Annotated in this window: 27 protein-coding genes; 11 read left to right on the plus strand and 16 right to left on the minus strand. The window is 47.4% G+C overall.

Annotated elements, in window-relative coordinates; genetic code table 11:
• Window positions 1–264: 264 nt before the first annotated feature.
• From Q0460_RS01245 to Q0460_RS01255, 3 genes are all read left to right on the plus strand, one after another.
• Complete coding sequence (locus tag Q0460_RS01245; protein WP_299083861.1) at window positions 265–1,542, plus strand: M20/M25/M40 family metallo-hydrolase; 1,278 nt, start codon at window positions 265–267, stop codon at window positions 1,540–1,542.
• Window positions 1,543–1,703: 161 nt separating this feature from the next.
• Window positions 1,704–2,405: a hypothetical protein gene (locus tag Q0460_RS01250; RefSeq protein ID WP_299083864.1), complete on the plus strand. Its 702-nt coding sequence runs from the start codon at window positions 1,704–1,706 to the stop codon at window positions 2,403–2,405.
• 7 nt (window positions 2,406–2,412) lie between these two features.
• Window positions 2,413–3,036, plus strand: coding sequence for a hypothetical protein (locus Q0460_RS01255; protein WP_299083866.1), 624 nt, complete (start codon window positions 2,413–2,415; stop codon window positions 3,034–3,036).
• Window positions 3,037–3,227: 191 nt separating this feature from the next.
• Here the strand turns inward: Q0460_RS01255 and nth are convergent, their stop codons facing one another.
• Complete coding sequence (nth, locus tag Q0460_RS01260; RefSeq protein ID WP_299083869.1) at window positions 3,228–3,863, minus strand: endonuclease III; 636 nt, start codon at window positions 3,861–3,863, stop codon at window positions 3,228–3,230.
• A 105-nt stretch (window positions 3,864–3,968) separates the two neighbouring features.
• Here nth and Q0460_RS01265 point away from each other — a divergent pair, with 105 nt between their 5' ends.
• Genes Q0460_RS01265 through Q0460_RS01280 form a run of 4 tightly spaced genes read left to right on the plus strand, consistent with a single transcriptional unit; the run spans window position 3,969 to window position 8,157 of the window.
• Window positions 3,969–4,778: a peptidyl-prolyl cis-trans isomerase gene (locus Q0460_RS01265; protein ID WP_291936539.1), complete on the plus strand. Its 810-nt coding sequence runs from the start codon at window positions 3,969–3,971 to the stop codon at window positions 4,776–4,778.
• A 14-nt stretch (window positions 4,779–4,792) separates the two neighbouring features.
• Window positions 4,793–5,857, plus strand: coding sequence for a class II fructose-bisphosphate aldolase (gene fbaA / locus Q0460_RS01270; protein ID WP_299083872.1), 1,065 nt, complete (start codon window positions 4,793–4,795; stop codon window positions 5,855–5,857).
• Between the two features lies 1 nt (window position 5,858).
• The gene (locus Q0460_RS01275; RefSeq protein WP_299083875.1) at window positions 5,859–7,148 is read left to right on the plus strand and encodes a MotA/TolQ/ExbB proton channel family protein; all 1,290 of its coding nucleotides are present in this window, start codon (window positions 5,859–5,861) and stop codon (window positions 7,146–7,148) included.
• A complete protein-coding gene (locus Q0460_RS01280; RefSeq protein WP_299083878.1) occupies window positions 7,135–8,157 on the plus strand; it encodes an OmpA family protein in 1,023 nt (340 codons plus the stop codon). Before Q0460_RS01275 ends, Q0460_RS01280 begins: the two co-directional genes overlap by 14 nt.
• A 339-nt stretch (window positions 8,158–8,496) precedes the next feature.
• Here the strand turns inward: Q0460_RS01280 and Q0460_RS01285 are convergent, their stop codons facing one another.
• Window positions 8,497–9,189, minus strand: a complete 693-nt coding sequence (locus tag Q0460_RS01285; protein ID WP_299083881.1) for a tetratricopeptide repeat protein — start codon at window positions 9,187–9,189, stop codon at window positions 8,497–8,499.
• A gap of 212 nt (window positions 9,190–9,401) precedes the next feature.
• Between Q0460_RS01285 and hisD the strand changes: the two genes are divergently transcribed.
• From hisD to Q0460_RS01300, 3 genes are all read left to right on the plus strand, one after another.
• Window positions 9,402–10,691, plus strand: a complete 1,290-nt coding sequence (gene hisD, locus Q0460_RS01290) for a histidinol dehydrogenase (RefSeq protein ID WP_299083885.1) — start codon at window positions 9,402–9,404, stop codon at window positions 10,689–10,691.
• The gene (locus Q0460_RS01295; RefSeq protein WP_299083888.1) at window positions 10,681–10,884 is read left to right on the plus strand and encodes a hypothetical protein; all 204 of its coding nucleotides are present in this window, start codon (window positions 10,681–10,683) and stop codon (window positions 10,882–10,884) included. Before hisD ends, Q0460_RS01295 begins: the two co-directional genes overlap by 11 nt.
• Before the next feature lie 64 nt (window positions 10,885–10,948).
• Window positions 10,949–11,239 (plus strand): DUF5339 domain-containing protein, encoded by a 291-nt coding sequence (locus Q0460_RS01300; protein WP_299083891.1) that lies wholly within the window; start codon window positions 10,949–10,951, stop codon window positions 11,237–11,239.
• 457 nt (window positions 11,240–11,696) lie between these two features.
• On the opposite strand, the gene Q0460_RS01305 is transcribed toward Q0460_RS01300, so the two are convergent.
• The 14 genes from Q0460_RS01305 to Q0460_RS01370 all read right to left on the minus strand — a co-directional run bounded on the left by Q0460_RS01305 (window position 11,697) and on the right by Q0460_RS01370 (window position 25,080).
• On the minus strand, window positions 11,697–12,314 hold the full coding sequence (locus tag Q0460_RS01305; protein WP_299083894.1) for a hypothetical protein: 618 nt from the start codon (window positions 12,312–12,314) through the stop codon (window positions 11,697–11,699).
• A gap of 200 nt (window positions 12,315–12,514) precedes the next feature.
• Complete coding sequence (locus Q0460_RS01310; RefSeq protein WP_299083897.1) at window positions 12,515–13,216, minus strand: YbaK/EbsC family protein; 702 nt, start codon at window positions 13,214–13,216, stop codon at window positions 12,515–12,517.
• Between the two features lie 184 nt (window positions 13,217–13,400).
• On the minus strand, window positions 13,401–13,826 hold the full coding sequence (locus tag Q0460_RS01315) for an ecotin family protein (RefSeq protein ID WP_299083900.1): 426 nt from the start codon (window positions 13,824–13,826) through the stop codon (window positions 13,401–13,403).
• A 68-nt stretch (window positions 13,827–13,894) separates the two neighbouring features.
• Entirely contained in the window at window positions 13,895–14,626 is a 732-nt protein-coding gene (locus Q0460_RS01320) for a hypothetical protein (RefSeq protein ID WP_299083903.1), read from the minus strand.
• A 252-nt stretch (window positions 14,627–14,878) separates the two neighbouring features.
• Window positions 14,879–15,226, minus strand: a complete 348-nt coding sequence (locus tag Q0460_RS01325) for a hypothetical protein (RefSeq protein WP_299083905.1) — start codon at window positions 15,224–15,226, stop codon at window positions 14,879–14,881.
• A 419-nt stretch (window positions 15,227–15,645) separates the two neighbouring features.
• The gene (locus tag Q0460_RS01330) at window positions 15,646–15,936 is read right to left on the minus strand and encodes a hypothetical protein (RefSeq protein ID WP_299083908.1); all 291 of its coding nucleotides are present in this window, start codon (window positions 15,934–15,936) and stop codon (window positions 15,646–15,648) included.
• Between the two features lie 15 nt (window positions 15,937–15,951).
• Window positions 15,952–17,394 (minus strand): hypothetical protein, encoded by a 1,443-nt coding sequence (locus Q0460_RS01335; RefSeq protein WP_299083911.1) that lies wholly within the window; start codon window positions 17,392–17,394, stop codon window positions 15,952–15,954.
• A 720-nt stretch (window positions 17,395–18,114) separates the two neighbouring features.
• On the minus strand, window positions 18,115–19,350 hold the full coding sequence (locus Q0460_RS01340) for a hypothetical protein (RefSeq protein WP_299083914.1): 1,236 nt from the start codon (window positions 19,348–19,350) through the stop codon (window positions 18,115–18,117).
• 394 nt (window positions 19,351–19,744) lie between these two features.
• The gene (locus Q0460_RS01345; RefSeq protein WP_299083917.1) at window positions 19,745–20,125 is read right to left on the minus strand and encodes an NADAR family protein; all 381 of its coding nucleotides are present in this window, start codon (window positions 20,123–20,125) and stop codon (window positions 19,745–19,747) included.
• A 170-nt stretch (window positions 20,126–20,295) separates the two neighbouring features.
• Window positions 20,296–21,297, minus strand: a complete 1,002-nt coding sequence (locus Q0460_RS01350; protein ID WP_299083920.1) for a TIR domain-containing protein — start codon at window positions 21,295–21,297, stop codon at window positions 20,296–20,298.
• 128 nt (window positions 21,298–21,425) lie between these two features.
• Window positions 21,426–22,127 carry a cytochrome-c oxidase gene (locus tag Q0460_RS01355; RefSeq protein ID WP_299083923.1) on the minus strand — a complete coding sequence of 234 codons (702 nt, stop codon included), beginning with the start codon at window positions 22,125–22,127 and terminating at the stop codon, window positions 21,426–21,428.
• Between the two features lie 468 nt (window positions 22,128–22,595).
• Entirely contained in the window at window positions 22,596–23,666 is a 1,071-nt protein-coding gene (locus tag Q0460_RS01360; RefSeq protein ID WP_299083926.1) for a transglutaminase-like domain-containing protein, read from the minus strand.
• 134 nt (window positions 23,667–23,800) lie between these two features.
• Window positions 23,801–23,992 carry a hypothetical protein gene (locus Q0460_RS01365; RefSeq protein ID WP_299083929.1) on the minus strand — a complete coding sequence of 64 codons (192 nt, stop codon included), beginning with the start codon at window positions 23,990–23,992 and terminating at the stop codon, window positions 23,801–23,803.
• Window positions 23,993–24,024: 32 nt separating this feature from the next.
• Window positions 24,025–25,080, minus strand: coding sequence for a transglutaminase-like domain-containing protein (locus tag Q0460_RS01370; protein ID WP_299083931.1), 1,056 nt, complete (start codon window positions 25,078–25,080; stop codon window positions 24,025–24,027).
• Window positions 25,081–25,186: 106 nt separating this feature from the next.
• Here Q0460_RS01370 and cmoB point away from each other — a divergent pair, with 106 nt between their 5' ends.
• The gene (cmoB, locus tag Q0460_RS01375) at window positions 25,187–26,080 is read left to right on the plus strand and encodes a tRNA 5-methoxyuridine(34)/uridine 5-oxyacetic acid(34) synthase CmoB (protein ID WP_299083934.1); all 894 of its coding nucleotides are present in this window, start codon (window positions 25,187–25,189) and stop codon (window positions 26,078–26,080) included.
• The last annotated feature ends 42 nt before the right edge of the window (window positions 26,081–26,122 follow it).

Genomic DNA, 26,122 nt, shown 5'->3' on the forward strand with positions numbered 1-26,122 from the left:
ATTCGGACTAAATTTTAAATAAAATTCTTGCTAAATTTCGGTAAAATTCCTGCGATTTGCGTAAAATTTCATTTTGCGCAGCTTGCCTGCAGCGCAAGCTAGCGCGATTGAAATTCTGCGCGTATTTTGCGGAAGCGCTATGTCGGCGTGATCGCGTTTAAATTTAGCAGAATTTCGTAAGCGCTTAAGCGGGCGCGGGCGCGCTTAAATTTAACGGGCGTGTCGCAATAACGCGCGGATATAATAAATTCAAAAGGAGCAAACATGCAAAAAAACGAGGTTATAAACGATTTTAAAAAGCTGTGCGAGATACCGCACTGTAGCTGCGAAACGGAGCAGATGAGGGAGTTTTTGGCGGATTTTGCGCGCTGCCTGGGCTTTAGCGTGAGCGTCGATGAGGCGGGCAACATCCACGCCGTAAAGGGCGAGCCTAAAATCTGTCTGCAAAGCCACTACGACATGGTCTGCGTGGGTGCGGCGCCGAATTTAGAGCTTATCGAAGAGGACGGCATCCTAAGGGCGAAAAACTCGAGCTTGGGCGCTGACGACGGCATCGGCGTGGCGATGATGATGGGCGCAATGAGGGAGTTTGCGAATTTAGAGTGCCTGTTTACCAACGACGAAGAGGTCGGGCTCGTGGGCGCAAACGCCTTTAAAGGTAAAATTTTATCGCCAAATCTGCTAAATTTAGACAGCGAGGAGGACGACCGCGTGACGCTGGGATGTGCCGGCGGTATAAACGTGAGCGCAAAAATCGGCGCTGCGAGCGTCAAAAAGAGCGGTAAAATTTACGAGATCGGCGTCACTGGGCTTAGCGGCGGGCACTCGGGCAACGAGATACATAAAAATATCCCAAACGCGACGAAGCTACTGGCAAAATTTCTCGCCGAGGAGGGCTGTGAGCTAATCAGCCTTGATTTTGGCGAGAGGAGCAACTCGATCCCCGCAAATGCAGTGTGCAAGGCGCTGTGCGCGCATGAGCTAAAGCAGCGCGGACTGGCGTGGGTAAAGAGCCTAGGCGAGGGCGAAGCGGACGTGCTGGTAAACAGCGGCAAAATTTTAGCGCTAATTAACTCATTTGCCCAGGGCGTGCGCAGCTACGACACGCAGCTTGGCATGGTAAACGAAAGCATAAATCTCTCGACCGTTAAGCAAAAAGAGGGCGTGATCGAGTTTGACTTTTTCGGACGCGCGATGAAGCGAGAGGGGCTCGAGAATCTGGGCTTTGAAACCGCTACACTAGCTAGCGCGCTGGGCTTTGAGGTCAAAGTAGCCGACCGCTCGGCGAACTGGGCGCCGTGCATCAGCAACTTCGCGCATCTGGTACTCGAAGAACTGCAAAAACAAAAGCCGCAGGCTAAATTTGCCGCCGTGCACGCAGGTCTTGAGTGCGGCGTACTGGTCGCAAAACAGCCTGAGCTGCAAGCCTGCTCCATAGGCCCGAACATCCACTCGCCGCACTCCGTGAACGAGCACTGCGAGATAGCGTCGGTGGAGATGATGGCGGAAGTCGTAAGAAATATAATCGCTAGATTGCAATAAATTTAGCGGTTCGTCTCGCGAGTGCTTTTTCTAGATTTTTGCTTCTTTGCACTCGCAACTGCTTCTTGAAAAGTTACGAATGCAAAGAATGAAGCAGAGCGGACGCTAAAATTTGCTCGGCGGAACTACTTGCCAAAATAGCAATTTAAAAGGAGATAAAAATGGAAAACCAGATCAAAAATTTTCTGCAAAATTGCGAGCAGATCGTTAAATCGCAAGTAAAGCAATACGAAAACCGCAGCCCTTTCGCAACCAAAATTCCACCCGTTTTTATACTGCCTTATGATGAATTTGAGCAAAAATTCGGCTCAAATTTACATTTGGATAGCAGTTTTGACGTGCTGGTGTTTGACGGCGATCTTAGTCTTTCGGGAGGCACGATAAATTCCGCTTGGCTTAAGGATAAATTTAGCGGGGCAGGCGGTAAAAATAGCGCACGAGCGATGTTTGTTAACGGAAATTTATCTATCGGCGGCGATATCGTCGATGATGATTATCTGTTTTTACAGGTCGCCAAAGATACGGCGTGTAATTATCTGCATTCGCAGGACGGCGTTATCGCAATCGGCGGCAATCTAACGGCGATTTGGGGCATAAGCGGCGAATACAACGACGGAATGTTGCAGGTTTTTGGAAAAACGCAAGCGCCGTATATCGTCTCAAACGACCACGCAATGCCTGATCATAGCGCTAGAGAATGCGTCTATGTCCTAGACGGACGGATCGGTCGAAGCTACCTGGGCGCGCTTGAGGGTTGGGAATTTTTTGAAAATAGCGAGTTGATGTTTAAAGATGGAATTTGCGAAGATGAGCATCAGATCAATATTTCCGCCTTTTTTGAATTCGTAAAAAAAAAGCGTTAATCCGCTGGTGGATTTTAAAACTTTTGAAGCTAGAAAAGCTGCCCTAGATGAAGAGGACGAAGAGCAGGAGCCTGGATATTCAAGCGATCTGCCCAAAAATTCCGAAACCGTCGCCGAGATATTAAATTTAGAAAATTTCAGCGGCAGCGACGAGGAGCTATACGAGTATATGGCGGGTGAATTCGGAGCCATAGAAAAAATAGACGATGAAAGCGAAAAATATGCTTATGGCGGCAGGGCCTTCGAGCTATCTATCATTGCGGCAAGGATGGCGGAAAATTGGCAGCTGATTACCCAGCGTTACTCTGCGCAGCAGATAGACGAGCTACGCAAAATCATCATTAAGAGCGCGACGAATTTAGCCGATTATTTTTTAAAAATCGGCGATAAAAAACAGCTTGCGTTCATCTATGAGTTTTTAAACGATGATGCGGTAAGCATCGAAAAAGACGAGCCGTTTTTATACGAAACGCTGGTGCGCGCGGGCTTAGAGCTGCAAGACTACGATAACGCTTACGCATTAGTGTCCGTCATCGATAAAAAGTCCGAATTTCTGCCGCAGGAGATGGCAAAAAGCATCGCGGACGTGATTAAAAGCGAAGGATACCGGGCTTGGCTAGAAAAGCAGTAGGCTCCGAAAGTAAAACGCTAATTTGCTAAAAGATAAAAATCAAAAGAAGCGTTTATAAAATTTCAATCTAAATTTTTCGCGCCATAAAGCCGAATGTCTGCCGTAGAGCGGGTTTAGACAAGGCGTCAAAATTTTAAAATTCCGTCAAATTTAAGTGCGTAAATTTAAGCTCGCATCTGCAGGCTGAAATTTTACGGAAAATTCTTATCCTTGCTACTGCACAGCTCGTTTAAAAAGCACTCCTTGCAGTTTGGCTTGATTGCCTTACAGGTGTAGCGGCCGAAAAGCACCATGCCTTGGTGCAGCTTGCCAAGATCCGTTTTAAAAGCCTCGCTAAGATCGCGCTCCGTAAGCTCGGGCGTCTTTGCACGGCTCAGCCCTAGGCGATGCGCGACGCGAAAGACGTGCGTATCCACCGCCATCACGTTTGCGCCCGCACCCTCTAAAAGCACGACGTGAGCGGTCTTTTGCCCCACGCCCGCAAGAGATTTTAGCCCCGCTTCATCAAGCGGCACGACGCCGTCAAAGTCGCGAACCACCGCCTGCGCCATTTTGATTAAATTTACCGCTTTGTTGTTGTAGAAATTGCACGAGCTAATTAGCAGTTTAACGCTTGCCAGATTGGCCTTTGCGAGTGCCCGGGCGTTAGGGAATTCCGCAAAAAAGCGCGGCGTGATCAAATTTACCCGCTTGTCGGTACACTGCGCGCTAAGCATCACGCAGACCAAAAGCTGATAGGTGTCTTTAAATTTCAGCTCGCTGCGCTCTTCCGCGAAGTTTTGCAGAATTCTCTTTTTTATCTCTAAAATATCTTTTTTACTTCTCATTTGCATTTCCTCAAGGCGGAATTCTACCCTAAAATTCTAAAGCACAGTTTGATTGTTAACAACTTTGAGTTATAATCGCCGTTAAAATTTTTTTAAGGAATTATGATGAAAAAAGTTTTATTTACAGCACTTAGTTTGGCTGCTGCTATCAGCCTTAACGCTACCGTTTACGCTACCGTAAATGGCAAAGACGTAACCGAAAAAGAGCTTGCTCCGCTACTTCAAGGCATAGGTAACGTAGATATCGCTGCTCTTAACGCGGATCAAAAAAAGGAGCTTATCGATAAAGGCATCGATCTGATGCTGCTAACGGATGAAGCCAAAAAATCGGGCGTTATGGACGAAGACGTTTATAAAAAAGAGCTTGAAATCGTAAAAGATAACTTAGCGCTTCGCGTATGGCAGGCTAAAGAAGCCAGCAAAATAAATATCGACGATAAAGAAATAGCCGATTTTTACAACAAAAACAAAGCGCGCTTTACCGAGCCTGCGAGAATCAAAGCGGCTCAGATCGTCGTTAAAACCGAAGCTGAGGCAAACGATATTATTAAGCAGTTAAAAGGGCTTAGCGACAGTGCGCTATTTACTAAATTTGCAGAGCTTGCCAAAGCTAAATCTATCGATCCGCAGGCTAAACAAACTGGCGGCGAGCTAGGCTGGATGCCTAGTGATCAGGTCAAGCCTTTTGCCGATGCGATCTCTAAGATAAAAGATGGTCAAATCACTACTAAAGCTATTAGAAGCAGAGTCGGATATCACGTCGTGTTAAAAGAGGAGTCTCAAGCTAAAAAGCAGTTAAGTCAAAGCGAGGCAAAGCCTTTTATTGAGCGCGTGCTTAGACAGCAAAAAGCGGCGAAAGTAGTCGAGCAAAAAGCGGCAGATCTTCACAAAAACGCTAAAATCGAGTATAAATAATATAGGAGCTAAAAATGGGCGTTTTAGATATAGTAAAACCGGGCGTTTTAAGCGGCGATGACGTAAGTAAGGTCTATGCGTATGCGAAGCAGCAAGGCTTTGCGATCCCTGCGGTAAACGTAGTGGGGAGCAACTCCATAAACGCCGTCTTGGAAAGCGCTAAAATCGCAAATTCGCCCGTAATAATTCAGTTTAGCAACGGCGGCGCAGCATTTTATGCAGGCGCTACTTGCCCTAATGCCGCAGTTTTAGGCGCTATCGCAGGCGCACGTCAAGTGCATGCTCTGGCAGCTCATTATGGTGTTGCGGTGATTTTGCATACTGATCATGCCGCGAGGAAGCTGCTTCCGTGGATCGACGAGCTCATCGAAGCTAATACCGCTCATAAAAAAGCTCACGGCGTGCCGCTGTTTAGCTCGCATATGCTCGATCTTAGCGAGGATGATTTGGAGTTAAATTTAGCGACCTGCGAAAAGTATTTGGAAATTTTAAGCGATCTTGGAATTTCGCTTGAGATCGAGCTTGGCGTCACAGGCGGCGAAGAGGACGGCGTCGATAATACCGGCGTTGATAATGCGCGGCTTTACACCCAGCCCGCAGATGTCGCTCTTGCTTACGAACGGCTAAGCAAAATCAGCGATAGATTCAGCATTGCGGCAAGCTTCGGCAACGTCCACGGCGTGTATAAGCCGGGCAATGTCGTGCTGAGACCTGAAATTTTGAAAAATTCGCAAAAATTCGTCCGAGAAAAATTTAATCTGCAATCCGAGAAGCCCGTAAATTTCGTCTTTCATGGCGGCAGCGGCAGCGAGACCTCCGACATCAAGGCAGCCGTCAGCTACGGCGTCGTTAAGATGAATATCGACACCGACACGCAGTGGGCGTTCTGGGACGGCGTGCGCGCTTATGAGGCCAAAAATCGCGGCTATTTGCAAGCTCAAATCGGCAATCCAGAAGGTGAGGATAAACCGAATAAAAAATTCTACGATCCTCGCAAATGGCTGAGAGCGGGCGAGCAGAGTATGGTGGCGCGCTTGCAGGTCGCATTTGAAAATCTAAATTGCCTAAATAGGAACTAATATGGATCGCCCAAATAACGAAGTGCTCGATATCACGCTACCTGAGGCGAAGGAGCGCTCGTTAGCGGGCGTTTTTTTTAAGATCGCAGCTCTGCCGATCGCGGTTTTTGTGGTGTTTTTGCTGGGCTATTTGGGGCTTATCGGACTAAAAGTAGAGACGCACTCGATCCTGATGCTTGCAGTTTTGCTTATTATTGCACTAATTTTAGCTCGTCATAATGCAGAATATGGCTGCTTAAATTTTCAAAATAATATCGATGATTTCAAGCGCGAGCTGAAAAATTACATCGTCGCCAATCTTTTAAGTATCGGCGGTAAGAAAAAATCCGATGCTAGCTTTGATCTTTTTGTGGACGAATACGGCTACTCGCTGCGTAATCAAAACTACGCTTCCGTCGCATCGGCAGTCTTTCCGATGCTTGGAATTTTAGGAACTTTCATCTCGATTGCGATTTCGATGCCGCACTTTTCCTCAAGCAATATCGATGGGCTCGAAACCGAGATCGCGCAGCTTCTAGGCGGCGTAGGCACGGCGTTTTACGTCTCGATCTATGGAATTTTCTTAGCGCTTTGGTGGATATATTTTGAGAAAAAAGGCATTAGCAAATATGAGCGTCTGCTCATCAAATACAAAAATTCCACTAAAAATTTTTTCTGGAACAAAGACGAAATAACACAGGGCTATCTGAGTGAAATTTTAAACGCTAATTCTGAAATTTCGCGCTCATTTGCGATGATGAGCTCTACGAATTTTACCGAAAGGCTAAACCGCCTAATCGATGAAAAAATCGGCGCGTTTGAAAGCGTGATGGAAGCCGAGAAGCGAAGTATGGCAATTACACAAGAAGAGCTTGAAAAGGCAGGAGAGATGATCCAAAGGACAAATCTCGCTCACGGTGAGTTAGATAAGAGCTTCGCTCAAATTTTATCTGCGCTTAAGTCCGTGTCTGCAAGCCTAATCGAAATTCAAAACGGAATTTCCGCGCAGTATCTAAGCCAGTCTAAGACTTTAACGGATGGGCAAGGCGAGCTGGCTAACGTTACGAATGCATTAAGCGCTCAAATCAAGAGCCTAAATGCCTCCTTAGGTGGGTTTGCGGGCGAAATTTCAAGTTCGCAGAATGCTTACGCCGCTAAAATTGACGCTAGCTTTAAGGGGTTAAGCGCGGATTTGAAGGCACTTTTAGCTGGAGAGGGCGCTGCGCGGACGAGCAACGAAAGCATCATCGAAGAGCTTCGCAAAACGCTTGCGAGCATCGATGAAAAAGCACTTTTAGATGAAAACGAATAACGAAGAAAAAGAGACCTTTTGGATCGCGTACGCCGACTTGATGGCGGGACTGCTTTTTGTTTTCGTGCTTTTAGTAGGCGGCATCATCGTCAAATACTTCCTCACGCAAAGCAACCTGCAGGAGAAAGAAAGCCAAATTTCAAGCGCGCTAGCAAGCCTGCAAAGCCAGGAGAAAAAAAGCGCCGAGCTTGAAGCGCTGAATAAAATTTTTAGCGATCAGCTCGAGAAGCTAAATATCGAAAACACCGATCTTCGCAAGCAAAATTCCATCTATTTCATACAGATCGAAGATCTGACTGAGATGGCTGAGAAGCTGAAAAAAGAGAATTTAGACATCAACTCGCTTCTGCAAAAAGCACGCGACGACGCCAACGCTACGATCAGCCAAAATGAGCTTAAAATCGCCTTTTTGCTCAATCAGCTCACGAAGAAGGAGAGCGATTTTAATAAAATTTTACAAGACCTCAACGTCACGAAAAACCGCATCCGCAACCTCACCGGAATGAAGGTCAAGATCATCGCCGATCTGAAGGAGAAGCTGGGCGGCAAGATCCGCATCGACAACGAAAGCGGCGCGATGACGCTAAGCTCGTCGATCCTTTTCGACAAAGGCTCAAGCGAGCTGAAAGAGAGCGCCAAAGAGACGCTCCGCTCGACGCTACAGAGTTATTTCGCCGCGCTTTTGAATAACGATGAAATTCGCGAAAATTTAGATCAGATCATCATCGAGGGGCACACGGACAGCGACGGCGGGTATTTATACAACCTCGAGCTGTCGCAAAACAGAGCGTTTGCGGTGATGGATTTCATCAACTCGTGGAATAAAGATGAGCGGCTGCAAAAATACCTCATCGCCAGCGGTCGCAGCTACACGCAGCCCGTGATGCGCAGAGGCGTCGAGGACAAGGACGCTAGCCGCCGCATCGAGATCAAATTTACTCTCTCAAACAAAGAGGCGATGGAGGAGATCAGGAAATTTTTGCAGTTCGACGCGAACGCTACGAATTAGTAGCTCGCTCGAAATTTTAACCTGCAAAAAAGAAGGCTTAAAATTTTAAAATTCTTAAGGAATTAACGGCTCATCTGAAATTTAAACGGCGGCAGAACGCGCCATTTTTTTTGGCGCGAATACTATGAACGGGCGGCTCGCTAAATTTTACCGTAGCCCTTACGTGGCGTTTATGTAATGCCTGCTGCGGCGGAATGGGCTTAAATTTAAAGCCTGTGCATTTTGCCGCGCCTTTAGTACTGCTGCGCGCGACCGCGACGATATAATTCAAATTTTGACCTTTAAATTTTAAGTCGCAAATTTAAGCAGGCTTAACGGGCGGTTTTAAATTTAAACGGATTAAAATCCTTGCTCGTTCAGCTTTTTATATTCGTCGCAACCAATTTGATCACCCAAATCGCAAGCCTTGCCGAAGTATTCCTTCGCCATACTCTTATCTTGCTTTACGCCTTGCCCGTTTGTATATAAAATCCCGAGATTATAGCATCCGCTGCTAAATTCTAAATCACAGCTCTTAGAAAACAATTCGTTTGCTTTTTTATAATCTTGCCTTACGCCTTGTCCATTTGTATATAAAACTCCTAGATTATAGCATCCTCTGCTATGTCCTAAACCACAAGCTTTAGAAAACAATTCGCTTGCTTTTTTATAATCTTGCCTTACGCCTTGTCCATTTGTGTATAATCCTCCAAGATTATAGCATCCTGAGCTATTTCTTAAATCGCAAGCTTTAGAATATAATTCACTTGCTTTTTTATAATCTTGCCTTACGCCTTTGCTAAATTCGTATAAAGCCCCAAGACCAAAGTACCCAAGACCATCTCCTAATCCACAAGCTTTAGAATATAATTCACTTGCTTTTTTATAGTCTTGTTTTATGCCTTTGCCAAAATTATATGCTATGCCCAGCCTTACACATCCTGTGGCATCATTGTTATTGCATCTATTTTGAAGTTCTTTAATATCAAAATTGTTCTGTTCTGCCGACAATAAAGCCGTCATGGCGGCTAGCACTAAAAATATCTTTTTCATAAGTTGCTCCATCTAAAATTTTGAGCATTTTATTCCTTTTTTGCTTAATTTATTAAAAAATCATTCATTTTTTAAATATGTTTTATTAAGAAATATTGGATTTTTAGAAAAAAGACTTTCAAATTTCATTATCTTAGATTAGGCACAGCCGCAAGCTTAAAGGCGAAATTTAGCAAAAAGCGTTAAAATTCCAAGCATCACAAGGAGCGAAAATGAAAATTTTAAAAAGCACGGACGCAAATTTCAAAGAGGAGTTCGCGAGGCTGGTGCGCCGCGGCGAGACGGATATGAGGTCTGTAATGCCCGTCGTAAGCGGCATCATCGAGGAGATCAGAGCGCGCGGCGATGAGGCGCTAGCCGAACAGATAGAGAAATTTGATAGATGGCGCGTGCAGGGCGATCTGGCTATCACGCAAGAGCAGATGAGCCGTGCGTATGAAAGCTTAACCACGGAGCTTAAAAACGCGCTACAGGTTGCATACGAGCGCATCTACGCTTATCATGAAAAACAGCTTGAGAGAAGCTGGTTTAGCTTCGATCCAAGCGGCGCGATGCTCGGGCAAAAGATCACGCCGGTAGATCGCGCGGGGCTGTATATCCCGGGCGGCAAGGCGGCGTATCCGAGCTCGCTTCTGATGAATGCGATCCCAGCAATCGTCGCGGGCGTAGAGGATATCAGCGTTTGCACTCCTGCCGTGGGCGGCGTCGTAAATGAGCTGCTGCTCGCAGCGATGCATGTGCTGGGGATCAAAAAGGCCTACAAGGTGGGCGGCGCCAGCGCGATCGCGGCGATGGCATACGGCACGCGCACGATCGGCAAGGTCGATGTCATCACGGGCCCCGGGAATATCTTCGTCGCAACCGCTAAAAAGCTCGTGTTTGGCGACGTGAATATCGATATGATCGCGGGCCCTAGCGAAGTGGGCATCATCGCAAACGCCGCGGCAAATCCGCGCAACATCGCTGTGGATCTGCTTAGCCAAGCCGAGCACGACGAGATCGCGAGCAGCTTTTTGATAAGCGACGATGAAAAATTCGCTCTTGCCGTCGCAGAGCACATAGAGCGCGAACTTCCTACGCTCGCGCGTGAGCCGATCGCTCGCGCCAGCGTGCAAAACAAAGGTGCGATCATCATCGCGCGCGATATGAACGAATGCGTGGGGCTAATGAACGAGCTTGCAGTCGAGCACCTCGAGATCGCGACCGAGAACGCCTACGAGCTGCTTCCGCGCATACGCCATGCAGGCGCGATATTTTTGGGTCACTACACGCCAGAAGCGATGGGCGATTACCTCGCAGGTCCTAACCACACGCTGCCGACCGGCGGAAGCGCGCGGTTTTTCTCGCCTTTGGGGGTTTATAACTTCATCAAACGAAGCTCGATCATAGCGCTAAATAAGCGCGCCATAGACGAGCTCGGAGGCGCGTGCATGGCGCTAGCGGACGCAGAGGGGCTCGGCGCGCACAAAAAGTCGGTGCAAATTAGATTTGATGAGAAGTGATTTTTACGCTGCAGCCCCAAGAGGCGGCGAGGGCGAAATTTTAAAAAGCACCAGCGGCAGTTGCGAAACCGCGAGCCGAAATTTAGAATTTAAAGACGAGTTAAATTTTAAAAAATGTAAGCATCGCGATGAGAGTAAAATTTTAAAATTTCAAAAGCGCTATAAATTTAAAAAAACGGCCGTATTTGATTAAAATTTAAGGCAAATTTACTAAGCGAAATGATATACTTTCGCTGATTTTTTACAAGGAGAGAAAAATGAAAAAATCAATTTTAGTTTTGGCTAGTTTTGGCTTTGCGCTAAGTCTTAGCGCTGCAGATCTTTCAGATAGCTGCAAAGAGTATTTCGCAGATCTTGATAAGATGGTTGATACCTACAAACAAGCTGGTCAAGAGCAGCAGGTCAAGATGTACGAGGATCAAAAAAAGCAGTCCATGGATCAGATCAGCGCACTTCCTAAGGAGCAGCAAGAGGCCACTTGCAAACAAGCTAAAGAGATATTTAAGCAGATGATGGATCAGATGAAACAACAAGGCGCTATGAAATAAGCACCTTCGCGGGCACGATGATGCCCTCTTCAGTCGCGGCGATGTGATATCGTCGCGATTAATTCTTTTTAAACTCACACTTTTATTTTAAAAATTTTTAAATTTTAAAATTCGGATGTTTTATCCTCGTTGCTTTCGGGGATGCACTAAGAATTTCAAATTTGACATTCGGCTCGTTGCAGGAAGTTAAAACGAAATAAAGCGCTCGCCGTCGTTAAAATGCTCCGCAAGGCGACGCATTTTAGTGGGACGCTGCGGTGCACCAAAGATTTACGAGCCGTTTTGACGCGGCTCGAAACAGCGCCTCATCAATATGATGAATTCGAGGCTCGGTTTAAGCGTTATTTTATCGCGATTTGAAATAGCCGGGCTCATAGATAGAGCGAATTCGCGTCTCAGTTTGCCGCTCTGCCTATGAAATTTACGGCCAAAACATCTCGCAAAATCGCCTCGGATTTTAATCCTTAGTAACGATCGCGCCGTTTTTTATTTCGAGCACGCAGGCATTTCTGTGCAGCTCCTTACCGGCATCTAAAGTATAGTAGTGCGTTGTTACTGTGCAGCGTAAATCGGCGTCGATGACGAACTCCTGCTTGGCGCGCATCGGCGGCTTGCTTTTACCGCAGTGCACGTAATCGGCGTAAATTTCGCGACAATCGCTTATACGAAATACGTCGTTTAAAAGGCACATAAAAACATATTCGTGCCCGTGCTTGCTATCTTGAAAATCCCTCAGATAAAGCCTTAGCAAAATTGTTTTGGCGCTCTTTTCAGGCAAACGACAAGCCCTTATGTCTTTGATCCTCTCCCAATACGCGCTTAGATTGTCGATTAAAAAATTCTCCTTTGCGAACGAAAACAGCTTATTTTTATCAAGTAAATTTTTATCGATAGCCGCTAAGGGCGAAATTTCTCCCGGATAGCGCATCGGCAGTTGCGCGATCGGCAGATTGTCGTAAATATCTTTCATACTCTGATAAATCTCTGGCCGCGGCGCATCGTCTCCCTTGGCTGCAGCATTTTCCATGCTGTATAGCGCAAGTAGGCACAGCAAAAATATCCACATCTGCTTCATAACATTCCCCCTTGTTTCGGTCGCGACCTCTTTGCTTCTGATTATACTGCAAATTTTAAAGCCTTAATATGAAGAAAAAGATCAAAAATCAAAGCGCCGCTTTTACAGCCATCCTTAGCCATCTTTTTCTATTCTGCCCTTGCTTTTGGGTTAATTTAATCCGAGTCCTCTTATTCTTGTGTGAAACGGACGATGCGCGATTATTCGTCATCCTGAGCCTTTTCGGTGAAGCTAACGATGTGCGGAGCTGCGATGCGCGCATAATCCTGCGCGTTTAGGATGATCGAGTGATCGAGCAAGCCCGCGTTGAAAGCGATCTCTTCAAAGCGTCCGAACAGCGACGGATCGGCGATTAGCAGTAGTTTGTTGTGAAAGCTAAACGGCGGCACCGAGCCAATGACGCAGTCCGTGAGATCGCCCACTTCATCGGGGCTTACGAGCGACGCTTTCGTGCCGCCGAGCCCCTCTGCCAAGCGCTTTAGATCGGTTTTATGATCGGCTGCGAAGACCGCTAGGACGTAGATCCTGCCGTTTCTGCCCGCTGGTTTGTCGCTAGGAAGCTTTAGCTGCTGCGGCACGTTGGCGCAGATTTGATCGGCGGTTAAAGTTAAATTTCCATCGCAGGCGCCGTTTTTGCGGCCTTGAGCGCTCGCAACGCAGGAAGCGTCGGGGTTTTGCACGTCATCGGCGTTTGCTAAATTTAAATTTTGCGCGAAAGAAATTTGCCCGTCCTTAAAGCCCTTGATCGTGCAAACCAGTGCCTTTGCGCCTTGCCCCAGCTGTGTGCCGCGGGCTTTGGCGACCTCGGCGGAGGTGCCCGCGCTTTGGTGAGCTACTACGCGGAAGCGCGCGCCCTGCTGCGTCAAAAGCTCTTTTAAGCTTTTAAAAATTCTCTCTGACATGCTATCTCCTTATTTTTTGCAAAATTATACTGAAATTTTAACCAAACGACCCATTGATGCCGAAATTCCATTCTTCGTCGTAGAATTTATCTCGCCTGCGCGCAAATCCATTGCGCGATGAAAAATCTATTGCGCCGTAAAATTCCGCCGCGCATAAGCTCGGTCCGCCCCGCTTCTTGCGAAATTATTTCATCTTGCGGATTTTAGGCTTTTTGCTCTCTACGAGTTCGTAAATTTTAAGCTCGACCTTGACGTCTTTGGGCGCTAAAATTCTAATTTCGCCCGGAGTGTAGAAAAAAGGCGCTTCAAGCTCATAATAGACCCATTTTTTTTGCTTCTCGGTTTTGCATAGCATCAGCGTTTGAGCAAGTTCGTTGCCGCCGCTAAACTCGTAATAAAGCCCGTCCGAGCCCTCTTTTTGCTCTATTTTGCCGCCGATCAGATACGCGTCGTTGCAGTCGGCTTTGATCTCTTTCGAAAAGATCGCTTCGACTTTAAATTGCTGCGGCGGCATCTTTGACGGCGTTAGCTCAAAGACGTTTAGCTGCTTCTGCGCCTCGCCGCCGAACAAAAACAGCGGCAATAGGAAAAATAAAACGCTTTTTCTCATTTTTTGCTCCTTAAAAAGATATTTTTATTCAAAATTCTAGCAAAATTTTCACTCATTAAACTGAAATTTCAATTGACTTCGTTTTTTCTTATAATACAGATGACGTTTTTTAGCGCTTCCGTCTCTGATTTTAACGCCTCGCTATCGGTTTTTTGCGCGGCGCTCTTTTTGTTCGCTAAATTTTTGCTAGAGCCTTGCGACGATGTCTTTTCCTGCAAGTTTAAAGCTTTGACGGCGTCGCACGAAATTTCGCCCTGCGTCTGCGCGGTGGAAATTTCGCCGCTAGCCTCGCCAGCCTTGCTCGTGCGGCGGCTTAGCACGCTTTTGACGCTTATCTTTTCGCCTGCGTAAAACGCCTCGCAAAGCCCTCTTTGCGCCTCATAGTCCGTCACTTTGACGCTGTCTTCTTGAAATTTGTAAAATTTCACCCGTTTTGCTCCTTGTAGCTCCTCCGCTCCGCCCCATACGTCGCTCTGCGCGTCAAGATCCGCGAGCACAAATGCGCCGTCTGCCGCCTTATACATATTGCCAAGCCTTATCGGTATGCGTTCGCCGCTCTTTTTGGTAAGCACGAAGCCGATCTTTTCGCCATCTTTTGGGCTCTGGCGGAACTGCTTGGAGAAAAATGCCGTGAAAAATGCGATCTCCTTGGTCTCGCCGTCGGTGTCTAGGTATCTCGTCCAGCCATCTTCGGGCACGTCGATCTCGGCGACGTCTCGTCCGTCCTTTGCGCCGCATTTTAAGCCCGCGCACCCGCTAAGCGCTAATGCCGCAAGCGCGGCTAGAAATAGGTTTTTCATATTTTCCCTTCAAATAAATTTTGGCTCAAAACAGGGCGCCGCCTGCGCCTCGGCGCGTAAATTTGCACGAAATAGGGCGCGCTTGCTTGCTTTGCTGCTTGGCTTACGCTATTGCGCTTCAAGGCGTGCAAATACGCGCGATATAAGCGGTAGCGCGGAATTTTAACGTCGCTCGCGCCTTTTGCAAGCGCTTTGCGGCAAATCCGCCCGAAACCTCGTGCGTGCAAAGCCAGTATCTACGGGTTAAATTTATCAAGCTGATGTCGCCCAGACGCGTAAAAAACGCTGTCCGCTCGCCTCAAACGTGCACTCCTGCCAGTCCCAGTCGTTCTCGCCGCTCATTGCAAAATTTTGAGGCTCGCCTGATAGGCCGGCCGCGCTCAAAGCGGCCGCTATACGCTCTTTCATAAAATCATCGGGCTCGCTCGGCGTAAATTTTTCAAATTTTATCTCGTAAAGGGAGGCGAGCCCAAAGTCCGCGCGCGCGAGCTTACTGCACTCTCGCGCGAACTCTGCCGCGCTACATTCGTGCTTTGGGGCGTAGTACCAAACCTCCAGCTCCTCGATGCTTTCGCCCCCAAATTTTATGGATTTTATCATTTTGACCCCATTTCGATCGTCGCGGCGGTTTAAATTTCGTCGCTTAAATTTCACTTGCGCCCATACGGCGCAGGTCTTACGCGCAAGATAAAACCTTTGCTATTTGGCGCGAGTGCGCTGCGCGGTCAAATTTTAAATTTATCCGCCGCGCTTTAAATTTAGACGCCGAAGTCCGCCCGCATCCCCTCTTTGCCTTTCGGCGTAAAATAGCAAACGACGTAGCAGAGTATTCGGTCTTTGCAATCGTATTTGTCTTCGAGGCCACGGGTAATGCGCGCAAACTCCTGCGGCGCTCTGCCCTCAAAGGCGCCTCGCAGCTCCTCTGCGGCGATATGTCGCGGACTAAGGAGCAGATACGCCGCGCCGCCGTCCTCATCCTCGCTTATCGCGCGTAAAATTTCATCGCTCGCGCGAACCCGCTAATGCTCCTTGCCGTCCCACTCGCGCAGGCTCAAAAACGCCGTGCCGCCGTCAGCGTCCAAAGCCTTTTCGTTTGGAATTTGAGCGCGTAAGGCGTCTTCATTTAAGCGCTCCTCGCTCGCAACCTCGATAAAAACGTCCGTACCGAGCAGATAGCCGGTCCGCTCAAACTCGCTCTCGTACTCCCAGCCGTCAAATTTAGCGGCAAATTCTCGCACCCGCTCGTCCGCTTCGCAGCCGAACATCATCGCGTCGCTATCTGAAATTTTAACGATATAAGGCTCGTTCATGGGATTTTCCAAATTTTATTGCGGCTCGCACTTTCCGTAAACCCACTCGCGAGTTTCGTTTAGCTTAAACTCGCCGTCCTTTAGAAAATACTGCTTGCTGCTTTTGATCGCGTTTTTTCCTGCGGCTATGTAGTCGCCGATGAAGCCGCGATCCAGGACGTCGTGCGCTAAAATCTCTCGCTCAAAGACGTTTTGCGTCCTTTGCGTCTCGTACCATTTGCCGCTCTCATCAGGCTCGCGCAAGGTGATCGAGACGTTGTTGCCCGCTTCGTCGTAGTCGTAGATATACTCGTACTGCTTGCCGTCGGAAGCTGCGCAATTTTTTATCACGTTGCCGCGCGCGTCGTAGCTAAACTCGTTTTCAAACACGACCTCCCAGCTCTGCAGCTCCTCGCGCCAGAGCACGGTTCTCTCGCGTAGCAGCCTGCCTTCCTCGGTCTCCTCATGCACGTTTTTGTAGTACTCCCTCCACTCGTTTTTTGCGGCATCCCAGCGCGATCTTAGCTCGCTAAAGCGCCTATGCTTAGGCTCGATCTTGTATAAGGCCTTTTCGTCGCGCTGCCAGATGCCGTCCTTCCATATAAAATTTATCTCGCTGCGCGTCCCGTCCTCTGCCGTAAAGACGGTATGTTTTGTAAGTGGTACCCATTTGCCGCGCCACGCGTAGCCTTCGGAGCCCGCGTAAACATCGCCGTTGTAGTGATATATCGATTTTTCGTACGGAGTCCATTTTTTCGCTTTGGCGTTCCATTCATAGGTCGCTACGAAATTGTTTCTATCGTTTTCATCGACAATCCTTTTTGTAAGGTGTGTCGGCGTCCATCTGCCCTTTTTTAGCGTGAAATTTTGCAAAATTTCCGTTTTGCCCTCGCGCTTTTCGACGGCTTTTTCACCCTCGTATGGCTTGCCGTCCTTGCTTTGCAGGCTGAAATAAATTTTTGAACCGTCAGAAGCGATCTCCTGCTTGCTTATCGCCGTTTCGCGTAATTTGTTTGTATCCGCGTCCCAGTCGTATTCGACATTTTCGATCTCGCGCTCGCCGCTTTCGTCAAATTTGCTAAAGCTTTTCGATACGGACGACCCCTCTTCGCCGCTCTTTTTGTAGATTTTTTCTAGGCGGTGGGTTTTGGCGTCGTAGTTTTGGCTCACTTCATATTCGTAGCGCGGCACGGCGCCGCCCTCTGTCTTATAACTCGTCTTTTGCAGGCAAATTTTATCCGTTCGCGCTTTGAAATTTGATGCCGTTTCGCGCGTCTCGCCAGTCTCGGTTGCGCCCGCAGGCATCGCAAGCGTTAATGTCGCCGCCAAAATGGAGCCTGCTAAAACTGCCGTCCGCGCCCTCGAATTTACCGCCGCCCGCGCTCTAAAAGCACCCGCCGAAATAATCGCTCGCGCCTTTAAATTTAGCGCCGCAAAATTTGCCGCACCTTCGTGTGAAATTTTAAAAATACCTCTCATGACCGCTCCTTTTATCTGAATTTTAAATCGCGCCTACCGCTTTATATCCTCGCTCGAAAAAGCTCTCTCGCCTTCGTAAATTTTCTCATAGCGGCTTAGCTTGCCATCTTTGAAATAGCCGATGAAATAGCTCGCCGATTTTCCGGCCTGCTCTTGCGAAATTTCATCGTAGAGATAGACAGGCTCCTTTGATTTTTGTTTGTGTAGGTACGAGCAACTGCGAAAATAGCGCTTTTTGATTTTAAAATTTTACGCCTCGCCGCTTTGCTCGTCTGCGCGCTTTGTTGCGCTTATTTCGTTGCTCTGTTTGCCTGCGGGCGTCTGATCATCTCTCCCGCCGCCCTGCATCGTCTGTTTTTGTCTGCTTGCCGCGGCGTGATCTTGCGCCTCTACGGTGCCAAAACAGATACTCGCCGAAATTAAAGCCGAAATAGAGCCGCTCTTGTCGCTCTAATTAAAACCATTTTTCAACCTTTCCTTTTGCCGCCGCTGCGTGCGGACCTGCCGCGGCGTAGGATTTAAATTTTAAAATTTACGCGGCGCACGAATACCTCCGCGCTAGCTAAATTTAACCGCGGCGCTTACGCAAATACCTCCGCGCCGTATAAATTTAAATGCAAAGCTTACAGACGCCGCGACTATAAAATTTAACCGCAGCACTCGCGCAACGCCGCGCAAATAAAATTTCGCGGCTAAATTTTACCGACGCATCTTCAAACGCTACTTTATCTTTTTATATTTCCACGTCTTTTCCGTTATGAGCTCGGATTTGCCGTCTTTAAGCTTAAATTCCTTAAAGCTCGTTATCGCGTAGATACTAGGCATCTCAAACATCATCAGCGCGGCTCCGTGCCCCACGCTGTCTGATGGGATTTGGGTATCGTAAGTAGCCTCCGAGCGCCCCGTTTGCACCCATTTGCCGCTCGCATCAAGCTTGTAGATGTCCATCGCGGTATTACTGCCGTGCTCGTCGTAGCTATAGACGTATTTGCCGCTGCTAGAATTTGATTCGTAGCTTTGCTCTAGTAGTCGCTCGCCCGATTTATCGTAAATTTCGCCGTTTGAGTAGCTTTTGACCCACTCTTTAAGTCGCTCGTCCCACAGATAAAAGGTCATATTAAGATCCGCTCCCTTCTTGATAACGGTCTGTTTGCTCATATTATCCCACGCGCCCTTCTCGTCGTTCCAGATGAAGCTCGTAACGATCCCCTCGCCCTTCGCGGCATCAAGCTCGTGCTTGCTCATCGTCGCGTTTTGCCACGCGCCGTTTTGAAAAGTGCTGCGGAGCTGCTCGTAGCTGCCGTTTCGATCGCCGTTAAGCATCTCTCGCTCGCTATTTTGCCACGCGCCGTTTACAAACTCGTAGCTCACGTATCCGCTCATCTCTCCTAGGCTGTCGTAGAAAATTTCGGTCTTATCTTTGGGCTGCCAGCTCTTGCCGTCCCATTTGAAGCTTATCGTAAGCTCCTCCTTATCCCACGCGTTTTTTACGGATCTGTTCATGCTGTCTTTCTGCCATTTGCCCTTTGCGAGCTTATATCGCACATCTTCGGTTGCGTTACCGTCGTAGCTGGAGACGGTTTTGCTCGCATTGCGCGTGCCGTCATCCGCTATCGAATTGCTCTCGCGCGTCGTGACGCCGTCTTTGACGCTTTCCGTGTAGTCTTCTATTTTTTTCCACTTGCCGCTTTTAAGATCGAGGTTAAATACTTCAAATTTAACCATATCCCCCTTTTCGTCAAAGTAGCTGATCTCTTTGTAGCTAGAGCCTAGGCCGTCCGAGGAGTTCGTATCTCTTACCTGCTCCAGCTTGCGCGCCGCCGTGTCGTAGCTTAGATGCGTGCTCTCCTTGCGCTGCCCGAGTGAGCCGTAGCTCATACTTTGCACCATATACTCATACTCCTTGGCAAACGCCGCCGCACAGAGCAGCGCAAGTATCGTAGCGAGCTTTTTCATCCTCTCTCCTTGGAAAAAATTTTGATAATTATATAATGTTCGTATATAAAAACGGATAAAATTTCGCCGCGCGGCAAGCGAAATTTCATTAACCGCGCGGCGGAATTCTGCGTAGATCGGCGAGCGGAATTTTATGTCGGCTAGTCGGAATTTTGCGCGAGTTTAGGCGGCCGAAATTTCGCGCGATCTGCTTTTGAAATTTTACGCGGGCTTTCGGCGAAATTTTGCGCGGACGGCCGCTATTTAAATTTTAATCCAAACCGTCGCAAGAGCAGCGCGAGCCTCAGCCGTCTGCGTAAATTTTAAAATTTTATAAATTTGGCGCCTTGCCTCGCTGCCGCGCTATGTACGTGCCGAATACACCCGGCGGGAGCGGTAAAATTTTAACCGACGCCTAATCTCGCAAAAATTTCTTATCGATCAGGTCGTAGTTTTTATACAGCCTGCGCAGTTCGTCTCGCACCTCCATCAGCGCAAAGCCGAGCAGATTTTGCCCGCGCCACGCGCTTGGACGGCTTGCGTTTTCGCTCTGCCGCCCAAGACCGATACCCCAAATTTTATCCAGCGGGCTGGCCTCAACTAAAATTTTATCTCCCGTCGCGAGCAAAAAGCGCATCATCGCGGGATTTTGCGTAAATTTATAGTAATTGCCGCTTAGCACGACGCTGTAGCGCACCTCGCCCCAGAGCCGCTCATCAAAGCCCCGCACCTGCCTGCCGAGCGCCTTCATCTGCTTTGCACATTTATTTGTGCCCCGTGATCTGCGGCATAGCACTATCGTGATAGGAATGGTGATATGTAATTTCTTTGGCAGAGTTTAAATTAATTTTATCTGATTATTTGCCGTGGTGAAAAAGAATGAAAGCTGTTTAAATTGGCATAAACTTAATACCAGTATATTGCATAACTCTATTGATAAAAATATTAATATTTTTATCAATAGAGTTATTTATTTCTTTCAAGCTCTTTAAGGCCTACTTCATTAAGTTCCTCAATGTCAATTTCTATAAATTTTTCTCTCACTACATCCATTAACATATTTAATCCGCCCCTCAAATTCAATACTTCTTTTCTTATATCATCTTGTACTTTTCTTTGCTGTTCTTCTATTTCCGGAGTACTTCTATCAAATATAAATTTTATTTCCCCATTGCTAGAGATACAATAATCTATTGATGTCATTTTAAATATTTTATCGAATGCCCCATAAAACGTTAACAGATGTTCGTATATATCTTTATCGTATATATAAAAGTATCCAGACCGAAATAGTTCATATAATTTTCCAGAGAAAAAAAGAGTATCTTTACTGAAACTTTCGGGCATACTATCCGCAAATTCATAAAATATCCCTATATTAAGATATTTAAATAGTTTTTCTAAATTATCTATATCTCGTTTTCTTCGTATATCTTTTTCTCTTCTATCCCATTCTTTTGTAGGATTTCTTTCTAATATTTGTTTTATGCGGTCTTTTAAATACTTTGACTTACTGCCACACATAGATTTTATATGATTGCTGTCATCGCTTTCTTTAAGTGAATAATTTAAACTTATTCTTCTCTTATTTATATCAAAAGGCAAGTCGTCAAGTTTGCCAAATTGATCGTTGAAAATTAAAATAATCCTATCCCATCCAAGCCTTGAAACTGCATACCCTAATTCGTATAATACATTTGGATTTGGAGTCTTCTTTGTATCACTATATGACCCAACAATACTTATATCTGCTACATACACATCAGCATTAGAAATCTTTTTTATTATAGTTTCTATAATATCAGGAGTTCCGCTCTCATCTTTGGTTGCTTCATCTATGTTAATGTTTATATTGTCTTCTGTTCTAATGTCTTTTGCGACATTGGCCAATATATCACTAATAAATTTTTTATTCGTCTTTTTTGGTAAATCATTTTGCCAAGAATAAAATATTGTACATTCTTTCATAAACTTTTCCTTAAATTTTATTTTGAAGCATAGTTTGAAATTTGCCTAAATTTAGCCTGCGAGCTGAAATTTAGGCAAAATGCGGCTAAGCTAGCAAAGCCCGCCAGAGGGGAAGCTTAGCCGCAAATTCAGTCGCAGAAGCGCTCGTCTGTGCGGTATTTCTTGCGCTCGGCGATGTAATCGGCTCTGTTTTTCGGATCGGCAAAATACTGCTTTTGCTTTTGCTGATCGGCTTTGAGCTTTTCTATCACTTCCTTTAAAGCCGCCTTGCGGTCGCTAGCGATGGAGGGGAATTTATCCGAAAATATCGCCTTGTACGGATGATCCTTTACCCAATCGACCGCCTTTTCGACTGTGATCTGCTGCTTGTCGATGTCGCAGAATGCGTATGGGTTGATCACGTCGCCCGCAAGGTGCATGAAAGCGGAATTTGCCTCGACCGTCTCCATAAACATCGCGCCGCTAACGTCGATTACCGAGGCGAAGGAGATGAAGCGGTATTTGCCCGCGTAGAACCAAAACACCGCGTCGTCCTTAAGCCCCAGATCATAAGCGCGCGCAGCGACGGTCATCAGCGTGGTCGGAGCGACCATATCCGGGGCGTCTTCGATGATTTTGATCGCCTTTTTTAGGCTCGCCACGTCGTTTTTCATCAACAGATCGTCGATCGGCTCGTAAACATGCACGTATTCGGGCTTACCATCCTTGGCCGAATAAAACGGCGAAACATAGATGTCGATCGAAGTGATTTTTTCTACCTTGTCCTCGCCCTGGGCGCTCAAAGTCGCAGCCGCCGCCGCACACAGCAGCAATGAACGAAATTTTTTCATGGTCTCCCCTTTGGCTAAATTTTTATAAATTTCCCTCGTAATTATACCCTTAAATTTAAAAGCGCTAGCTTGATTTTTACGAATATATTTTTGCGGAATTTTAATTTTTGCGACGCAGCTTTATTTTCTTTTGATTCGGCTTTGGCGCGACGCTTTGGACGGTTAAATTTAATGCCGCTAATCATAAAATTTAGCTCATAATTTAGATCGCTTAGAGCGCACAAAATCGCTCGAAGCGCTATCAAAATTTTAGAATCTTGCGCATCAAAATTTTAAGATTCCGTTCATCTTGAAATTTTAAAATTCCACGCCAAATAAGGCGCGGAATTTTTTTCTGATGCAGACGCGGCGACATGTAGATTGGGCGCATTCTTATACATTCGCTTTAAAGACGCCTAACCGAGAGAAGTTTTTTGCGTACCGCTCAAAAGCTCAAGTCCGACGTGCCGCATAGCAAAACGCGAACCGCTACAGCTCTTTCGATCTGTAATCGTAGCTGAAATCTTTCGGCGAGTAGTAATTAAGCGTGTTGCCGTCCACTTCGCCGTAAGGATAGCCGAAATTATTGATCGGAAACTGCGCCGGGCGTGGGCTTAGCGTGAAGTCTCTGCCGTAGTTAAAGCCGATCCAGCACATCTCCCAGTTGCCAAATAAATACTCGCGAATTTTAGCGAGCTTGCTATCGTCGTTGCTTAGCTTCTCGCCCAGGCGCACTTTCGTAACGTCCGCGGGATCGACCGGGATCCAGCCGTAGCCTTTGAGATAAAATTCCGCTCTGCAATGCTGCGCGCCCGAGATATGGCTGACGCCGTCTTTTGGTGCGGCGCCCATTTGAGCGCTAAATCTCGACGCGCCGACGCGGATGCCAAACATCTCTCTTGCGGCGATGCCCTGCGCGCGGCAAAGTGCGACGAAAACGCTATTTATGTCGGTGCATTTGCCGCTTAGCTTGCCGCTGCTTAAAATTTGCTTCACGTCCCCTAGCCCGCAGCCTAGCACGCTGTTATCTCGCTGCATAGTGTTTGCCACCCACGTATAAATCGCGCGCGCCTTTTCCAGATCGCCTTTTATGCTGCCTGCGATCTCGTCTGATTTTTGCTTAACGACGCCGTCGATTTGAATCTGCGTGCTAGGCTCTAAAAACTTCGCTACCTCGGGGTTAAGCTTTTCGTTCGGATTAAATTTTACCTTGCTAAAATCGGTATTTCGCTCAAAGGTCTCGACGCTAAATTTAATATTTAGCGTGGGCTTTGCCACACCGACGTAGCCGGCATAGAGCGTCGGAATTTCGCCATAGTCCACGGACGGATCGTTGAAATTGCCGTCAAATTTTACGTCGCTTACCTTTTGATACTCCGTGATAAGAGGAAGTGGTATCCAAAGCCGCGTCTGCTTACCCTCCTCCAAAATTTCGTGATTTAGCGATAGCCCGAAAGCTCTCTTTTTGCCAATGACTTTTTCCTCGCCCAAAATAGTACTCGGAGCAGCCATAACGGCGCCTAAAATCGCAGTGTTTCTTAAAAAATCGCGTCTTTGCATGAAATTGCCTTCAAATAAAATGGCTAAGCCTTAGCCCTAATTACGCGTGGATTTTAGCCTTTTACGGCTTTGAAATCGCTAAATTTAAAATTTCACCAGCTTTAAAATTTTAGAATTTTACTCGACGCGGAATTTTAAAATTTCAAAATTTCGTCCAAAGACATAGCGCGAAATTTCGCCAAAGCGGGCATGACAGTAGCCTGCAAACTAGGTATGTATCGGCGGCACAGGCAAAACCACGCAAAAGCGCCGCTGTCGCAAAGCCAAGCGTGCGTTTCGATGAAATGGTTGAGCTTCGACGAAGCGCGGCGGCTTAGCTTAAGCAAATCGCGGCGGTAAAATGCAAGCCGCCAGAGGATTAAATTTCGCGCGAAAAATACTCGTAGATAAAATTTTTAGGCGAGTACGGATCTTTCGGCGTGCCGCCCACTTCGCAATACGGATGCGAAAAAATTTCAATCGGGACATGCGCCGGACGCGGATTTAGCACGATTTCGCGAGCGTAGTTAAAGCCCAGCCAGCACGGCTCCCAGTTGCCGAAAAGATATTCGCGCACCCGCGCCAGCTTAGAATCATCCTCGCTTAAGCCTTCGCCCAATCGCACCTTCGTAACGTCCGCGGGATCAACTGGGATCCAGCCATAGCCTTTTAGGTAAAATTCCGCCCTGCAATGCTGCGCGCCCGAAATTTCAAGCGCACCGCCGCTTAAGGCGCCCATGACGCCCATTTCGGGCGAAAATTTCTGCGCTGCGCCCGTGCGGATGCCGTAAATAGCGCGCGCAGGAATGCCTGCTGCCCTGCAGAGCGCGACGAACACGCTATTTATATCGGCGCATTTGCCGCTTAGCTTGCCGCTGCTTAAAATCGCCGCCGCATCGCCGCTGCCGCATGCAATCACGCTATTATCGCGGCTCATATTTTTTGCGACCCACTCGTAGATCGCGCGCGCCTTTTCCAGATCGCCTTTAAGCGAGCCGGTGATCTCGTCTGATTTTTGTTTTGCAGCGCCTTCTACTGGAATTAGCTTTGATGGCTTTAAAAACTCCTCGATCTCGGGGCTCAAGCGCTCATTTTCATTAAAGCTTACCTTGCTAAAATCGGTGTTTCGCTCCGAAATTTCAATATCGAAGCTAAGCTCAAAATAATCATCCTCTTCGCCTACGACACCTTGCTCGCCGTATTTGCCGACGCCCGCTCTTGCCTCTTTATCGGGTGCGAAGCGCGCGTAGTACGTGCTTATATGATCTCCGCAGATAGCCGACTCTTGCGCATTTGAGCGGGCATGATATTCGCCAAGCAACCTCTGATACGGCTCTTGCAGCACTAACGGCAGCCAAAGCCGTACCTCTGCGCCGCTACTTGAAATTTCGTGATTAAACCTGAGACTGAATTTTCTCGTTTTTGCTTCTTGCATTTTTGCTCCTTTGCTTGAATTGCAAGTCGATTTTATCTCTTTGCGCCTTAAAATGGATAAAATTTTATGTTAAAATGGCGCTAAATTTGAAATTTTAGGATTAAAAATGGATCTGCAAAAAATCAGAGACGAGAACTTTAAAAAGCTGCAAAGCGGGCAAAACCGCGAAATTTTAAGCGCGATCGAGGCGCTACGAATAGACAAGTGCGACTGCGAGTGCGGCGACGTCGTGCGCGCAATCTTTAACGCAAGCGCGGAGCAGAGAGATGAAATTTCGCGTATCGCGCGAGTGCTAAAGCCGTGGCGCAAGGGGCCTTTTGCGCTGAATGATCTTTTTATCGACGCCGAGTGGCGAAGCTTCGTGAAATTTAACCTGCTGCAGCCGTTTTTAAATCTGAGCGGCAAAACCGTCGCCGATGTGGGCTGCAACAACGGCTACTATATGTTTCGCGCAAGCGCTCTAAAGCCTGCGCGGCTAGTGGGGTTTGACCCGAGCGCGCTATTTTATCTGCAGTTTCGCTTCATCGAGAAATTCCTCCGCAGCGGCGCGAAATTCGAGCTTTTGGGCGTAGAGCACCTGCCCTTTTACGAGCACAAATTTGATACGATTTTCTGCCTCGGCGTCATCTATCATCGCAGCGACCCCGTAAAGATGCTAAAAGATCTGCGAGCCTCGCTAAATGCAGGCGGCGAGGTGTTTTTAGACACGATGTATATCGAGGGAGCGGGCGATTTCGCGCTGTGCCCGAAAAACAGCTACTCAAAAATTTCAAATATCTACTTCGTCCCGACCGTCGGCGCGCTGCAGAATTGGTGCGAGAGAGCGAAATTTAGAGATTTTGAAATTTTGGCTCAAAAGCCCACGGATGCTAGCGAGCAGCGCAAAACGGAGTGGATCGACGGGCAGAGCTTAGAAAATTTCCTAGATCCGCTCGATAGCTCGCGCACGATCGAGGGCTACCCCGCCCCGAGGCGTATCTACGTGCGGCTTCGGGCGTGATCTGCATTTCTAAAAACGCGTAAAATTTTACTGAAATTTATT

It is taken from the genome of uncultured Campylobacter sp. (assembly GCF_937980635.1).
Classification (GTDB): Bacteria; Campylobacterota; Campylobacteria; order Campylobacterales; family Campylobacteraceae; genus Campylobacter_B.

Bases quoted from the DNA above. Each gene is read 5' to 3' on its own strand.
- Q0460_RS01315 (WP_299083900.1), bottom strand. From the start codon at position 13,826: ATGAGAAAAAGCGTTTTATTTTTCCTATTGCCGCTGTTTTTGTTCGGC.
- Q0460_RS01330 (WP_299083908.1), bottom strand. From the start codon at position 15,936: ATGAACGAGCCTTATATCGTTAAAATTTCAGATAGCGACGCGATGATG.
- Q0460_RS01300 (WP_299083891.1), top strand. From the start codon at position 10,949: ATGAAAAAATCAATTTTAGTTTTGGCTAGTTTTGGCTTTGCGCTAAGT.
- Q0460_RS01320 (WP_299083903.1), bottom strand. From the start codon at position 14,626: ATGAAAAACCTATTTCTAGCCGCGCTTGCGGCATTAGCGCTTAGCGGG.
- fbaA (WP_299083872.1), top strand. From the start codon at position 4,793: ATGGGCGTTTTAGATATAGTAAAACCGGGCGTTTTAAGCGGCGATGAC.
- Q0460_RS01275 (WP_299083875.1), top strand. From the start codon at position 5,859: ATGGATCGCCCAAATAACGAAGTGCTCGATATCACGCTACCTGAGGCG.
- Q0460_RS01370 (WP_299083931.1), bottom strand. From the start codon at position 25,080: ATGCAAGAAGCAAAAACGAGAAAATTCAGTCTCAGGTTTAATCACGAA.
- Q0460_RS01325 (WP_299083905.1), bottom strand. From the start codon at position 15,226: ATGATAAAATCCATAAAATTTGGGGGCGAAAGCATCGAGGAGCTGGAG.
- Q0460_RS01340 (WP_299083914.1), bottom strand. From the start codon at position 19,350: ATGAAAAAGCTCGCTACGATACTTGCGCTGCTCTGTGCGGCGGCGTTT.
- hisD (WP_299083885.1), top strand. From the start codon at position 9,402: ATGAAAATTTTAAAAAGCACGGACGCAAATTTCAAAGAGGAGTTCGCG.
- Q0460_RS01355 (WP_299083923.1), bottom strand. From the start codon at position 22,127: ATGAAAAAATTTCGTTCATTGCTGCTGTGTGCGGCGGCGGCTGCGACT.
- Q0460_RS01335 (WP_299083911.1), bottom strand. From the start codon at position 17,394: ATGAGAGGTATTTTTAAAATTTCACACGAAGGTGCGGCAAATTTTGCG.
- cmoB (WP_299083934.1), top strand. From the start codon at position 25,187: ATGGATCTGCAAAAAATCAGAGACGAGAACTTTAAAAAGCTGCAAAGC.
- Q0460_RS01250 (WP_299083864.1), top strand. From the start codon at position 1,704: ATGGAAAACCAGATCAAAAATTTTCTGCAAAATTGCGAGCAGATCGTT.
- Q0460_RS01350 (WP_299083920.1), bottom strand. From the start codon at position 21,297: ATGAAAGAATGTACAATATTTTATTCTTGGCAAAATGATTTACCAAAA.
- Q0460_RS01305 (WP_299083894.1), bottom strand. From the start codon at position 12,314: ATGAAGCAGATGTGGATATTTTTGCTGTGCCTACTTGCGCTATACAGC.
- Q0460_RS01280 (WP_299083878.1), top strand. From the start codon at position 7,135: ATGAAAACGAATAACGAAGAAAAAGAGACCTTTTGGATCGCGTACGCC.
- Q0460_RS01265 (WP_291936539.1), top strand. From the start codon at position 3,969: ATGAAAAAAGTTTTATTTACAGCACTTAGTTTGGCTGCTGCTATCAGC.
- Q0460_RS01310 (WP_299083897.1), bottom strand. From the start codon at position 13,216: ATGTCAGAGAGAATTTTTAAAAGCTTAAAAGAGCTTTTGACGCAGCAG.
- Q0460_RS01295 (WP_299083888.1), top strand. From the start codon at position 10,681: ATGAGAAGTGATTTTTACGCTGCAGCCCCAAGAGGCGGCGAGGGCGAA.
- Q0460_RS01360 (WP_299083926.1), bottom strand. From the start codon at position 23,666: ATGCAAAGACGCGATTTTTTAAGAAACACTGCGATTTTAGGCGCCGTT.
- nth (WP_299083869.1), bottom strand. From the start codon at position 3,863: ATGAGAAGTAAAAAAGATATTTTAGAGATAAAAAAGAGAATTCTGCAA.
- Q0460_RS01245 (WP_299083861.1), top strand. From the start codon at position 265: ATGCAAAAAAACGAGGTTATAAACGATTTTAAAAAGCTGTGCGAGATA.
- Q0460_RS01285 (WP_299083881.1), bottom strand. From the start codon at position 9,189: ATGAAAAAGATATTTTTAGTGCTAGCCGCCATGACGGCTTTATTGTCG.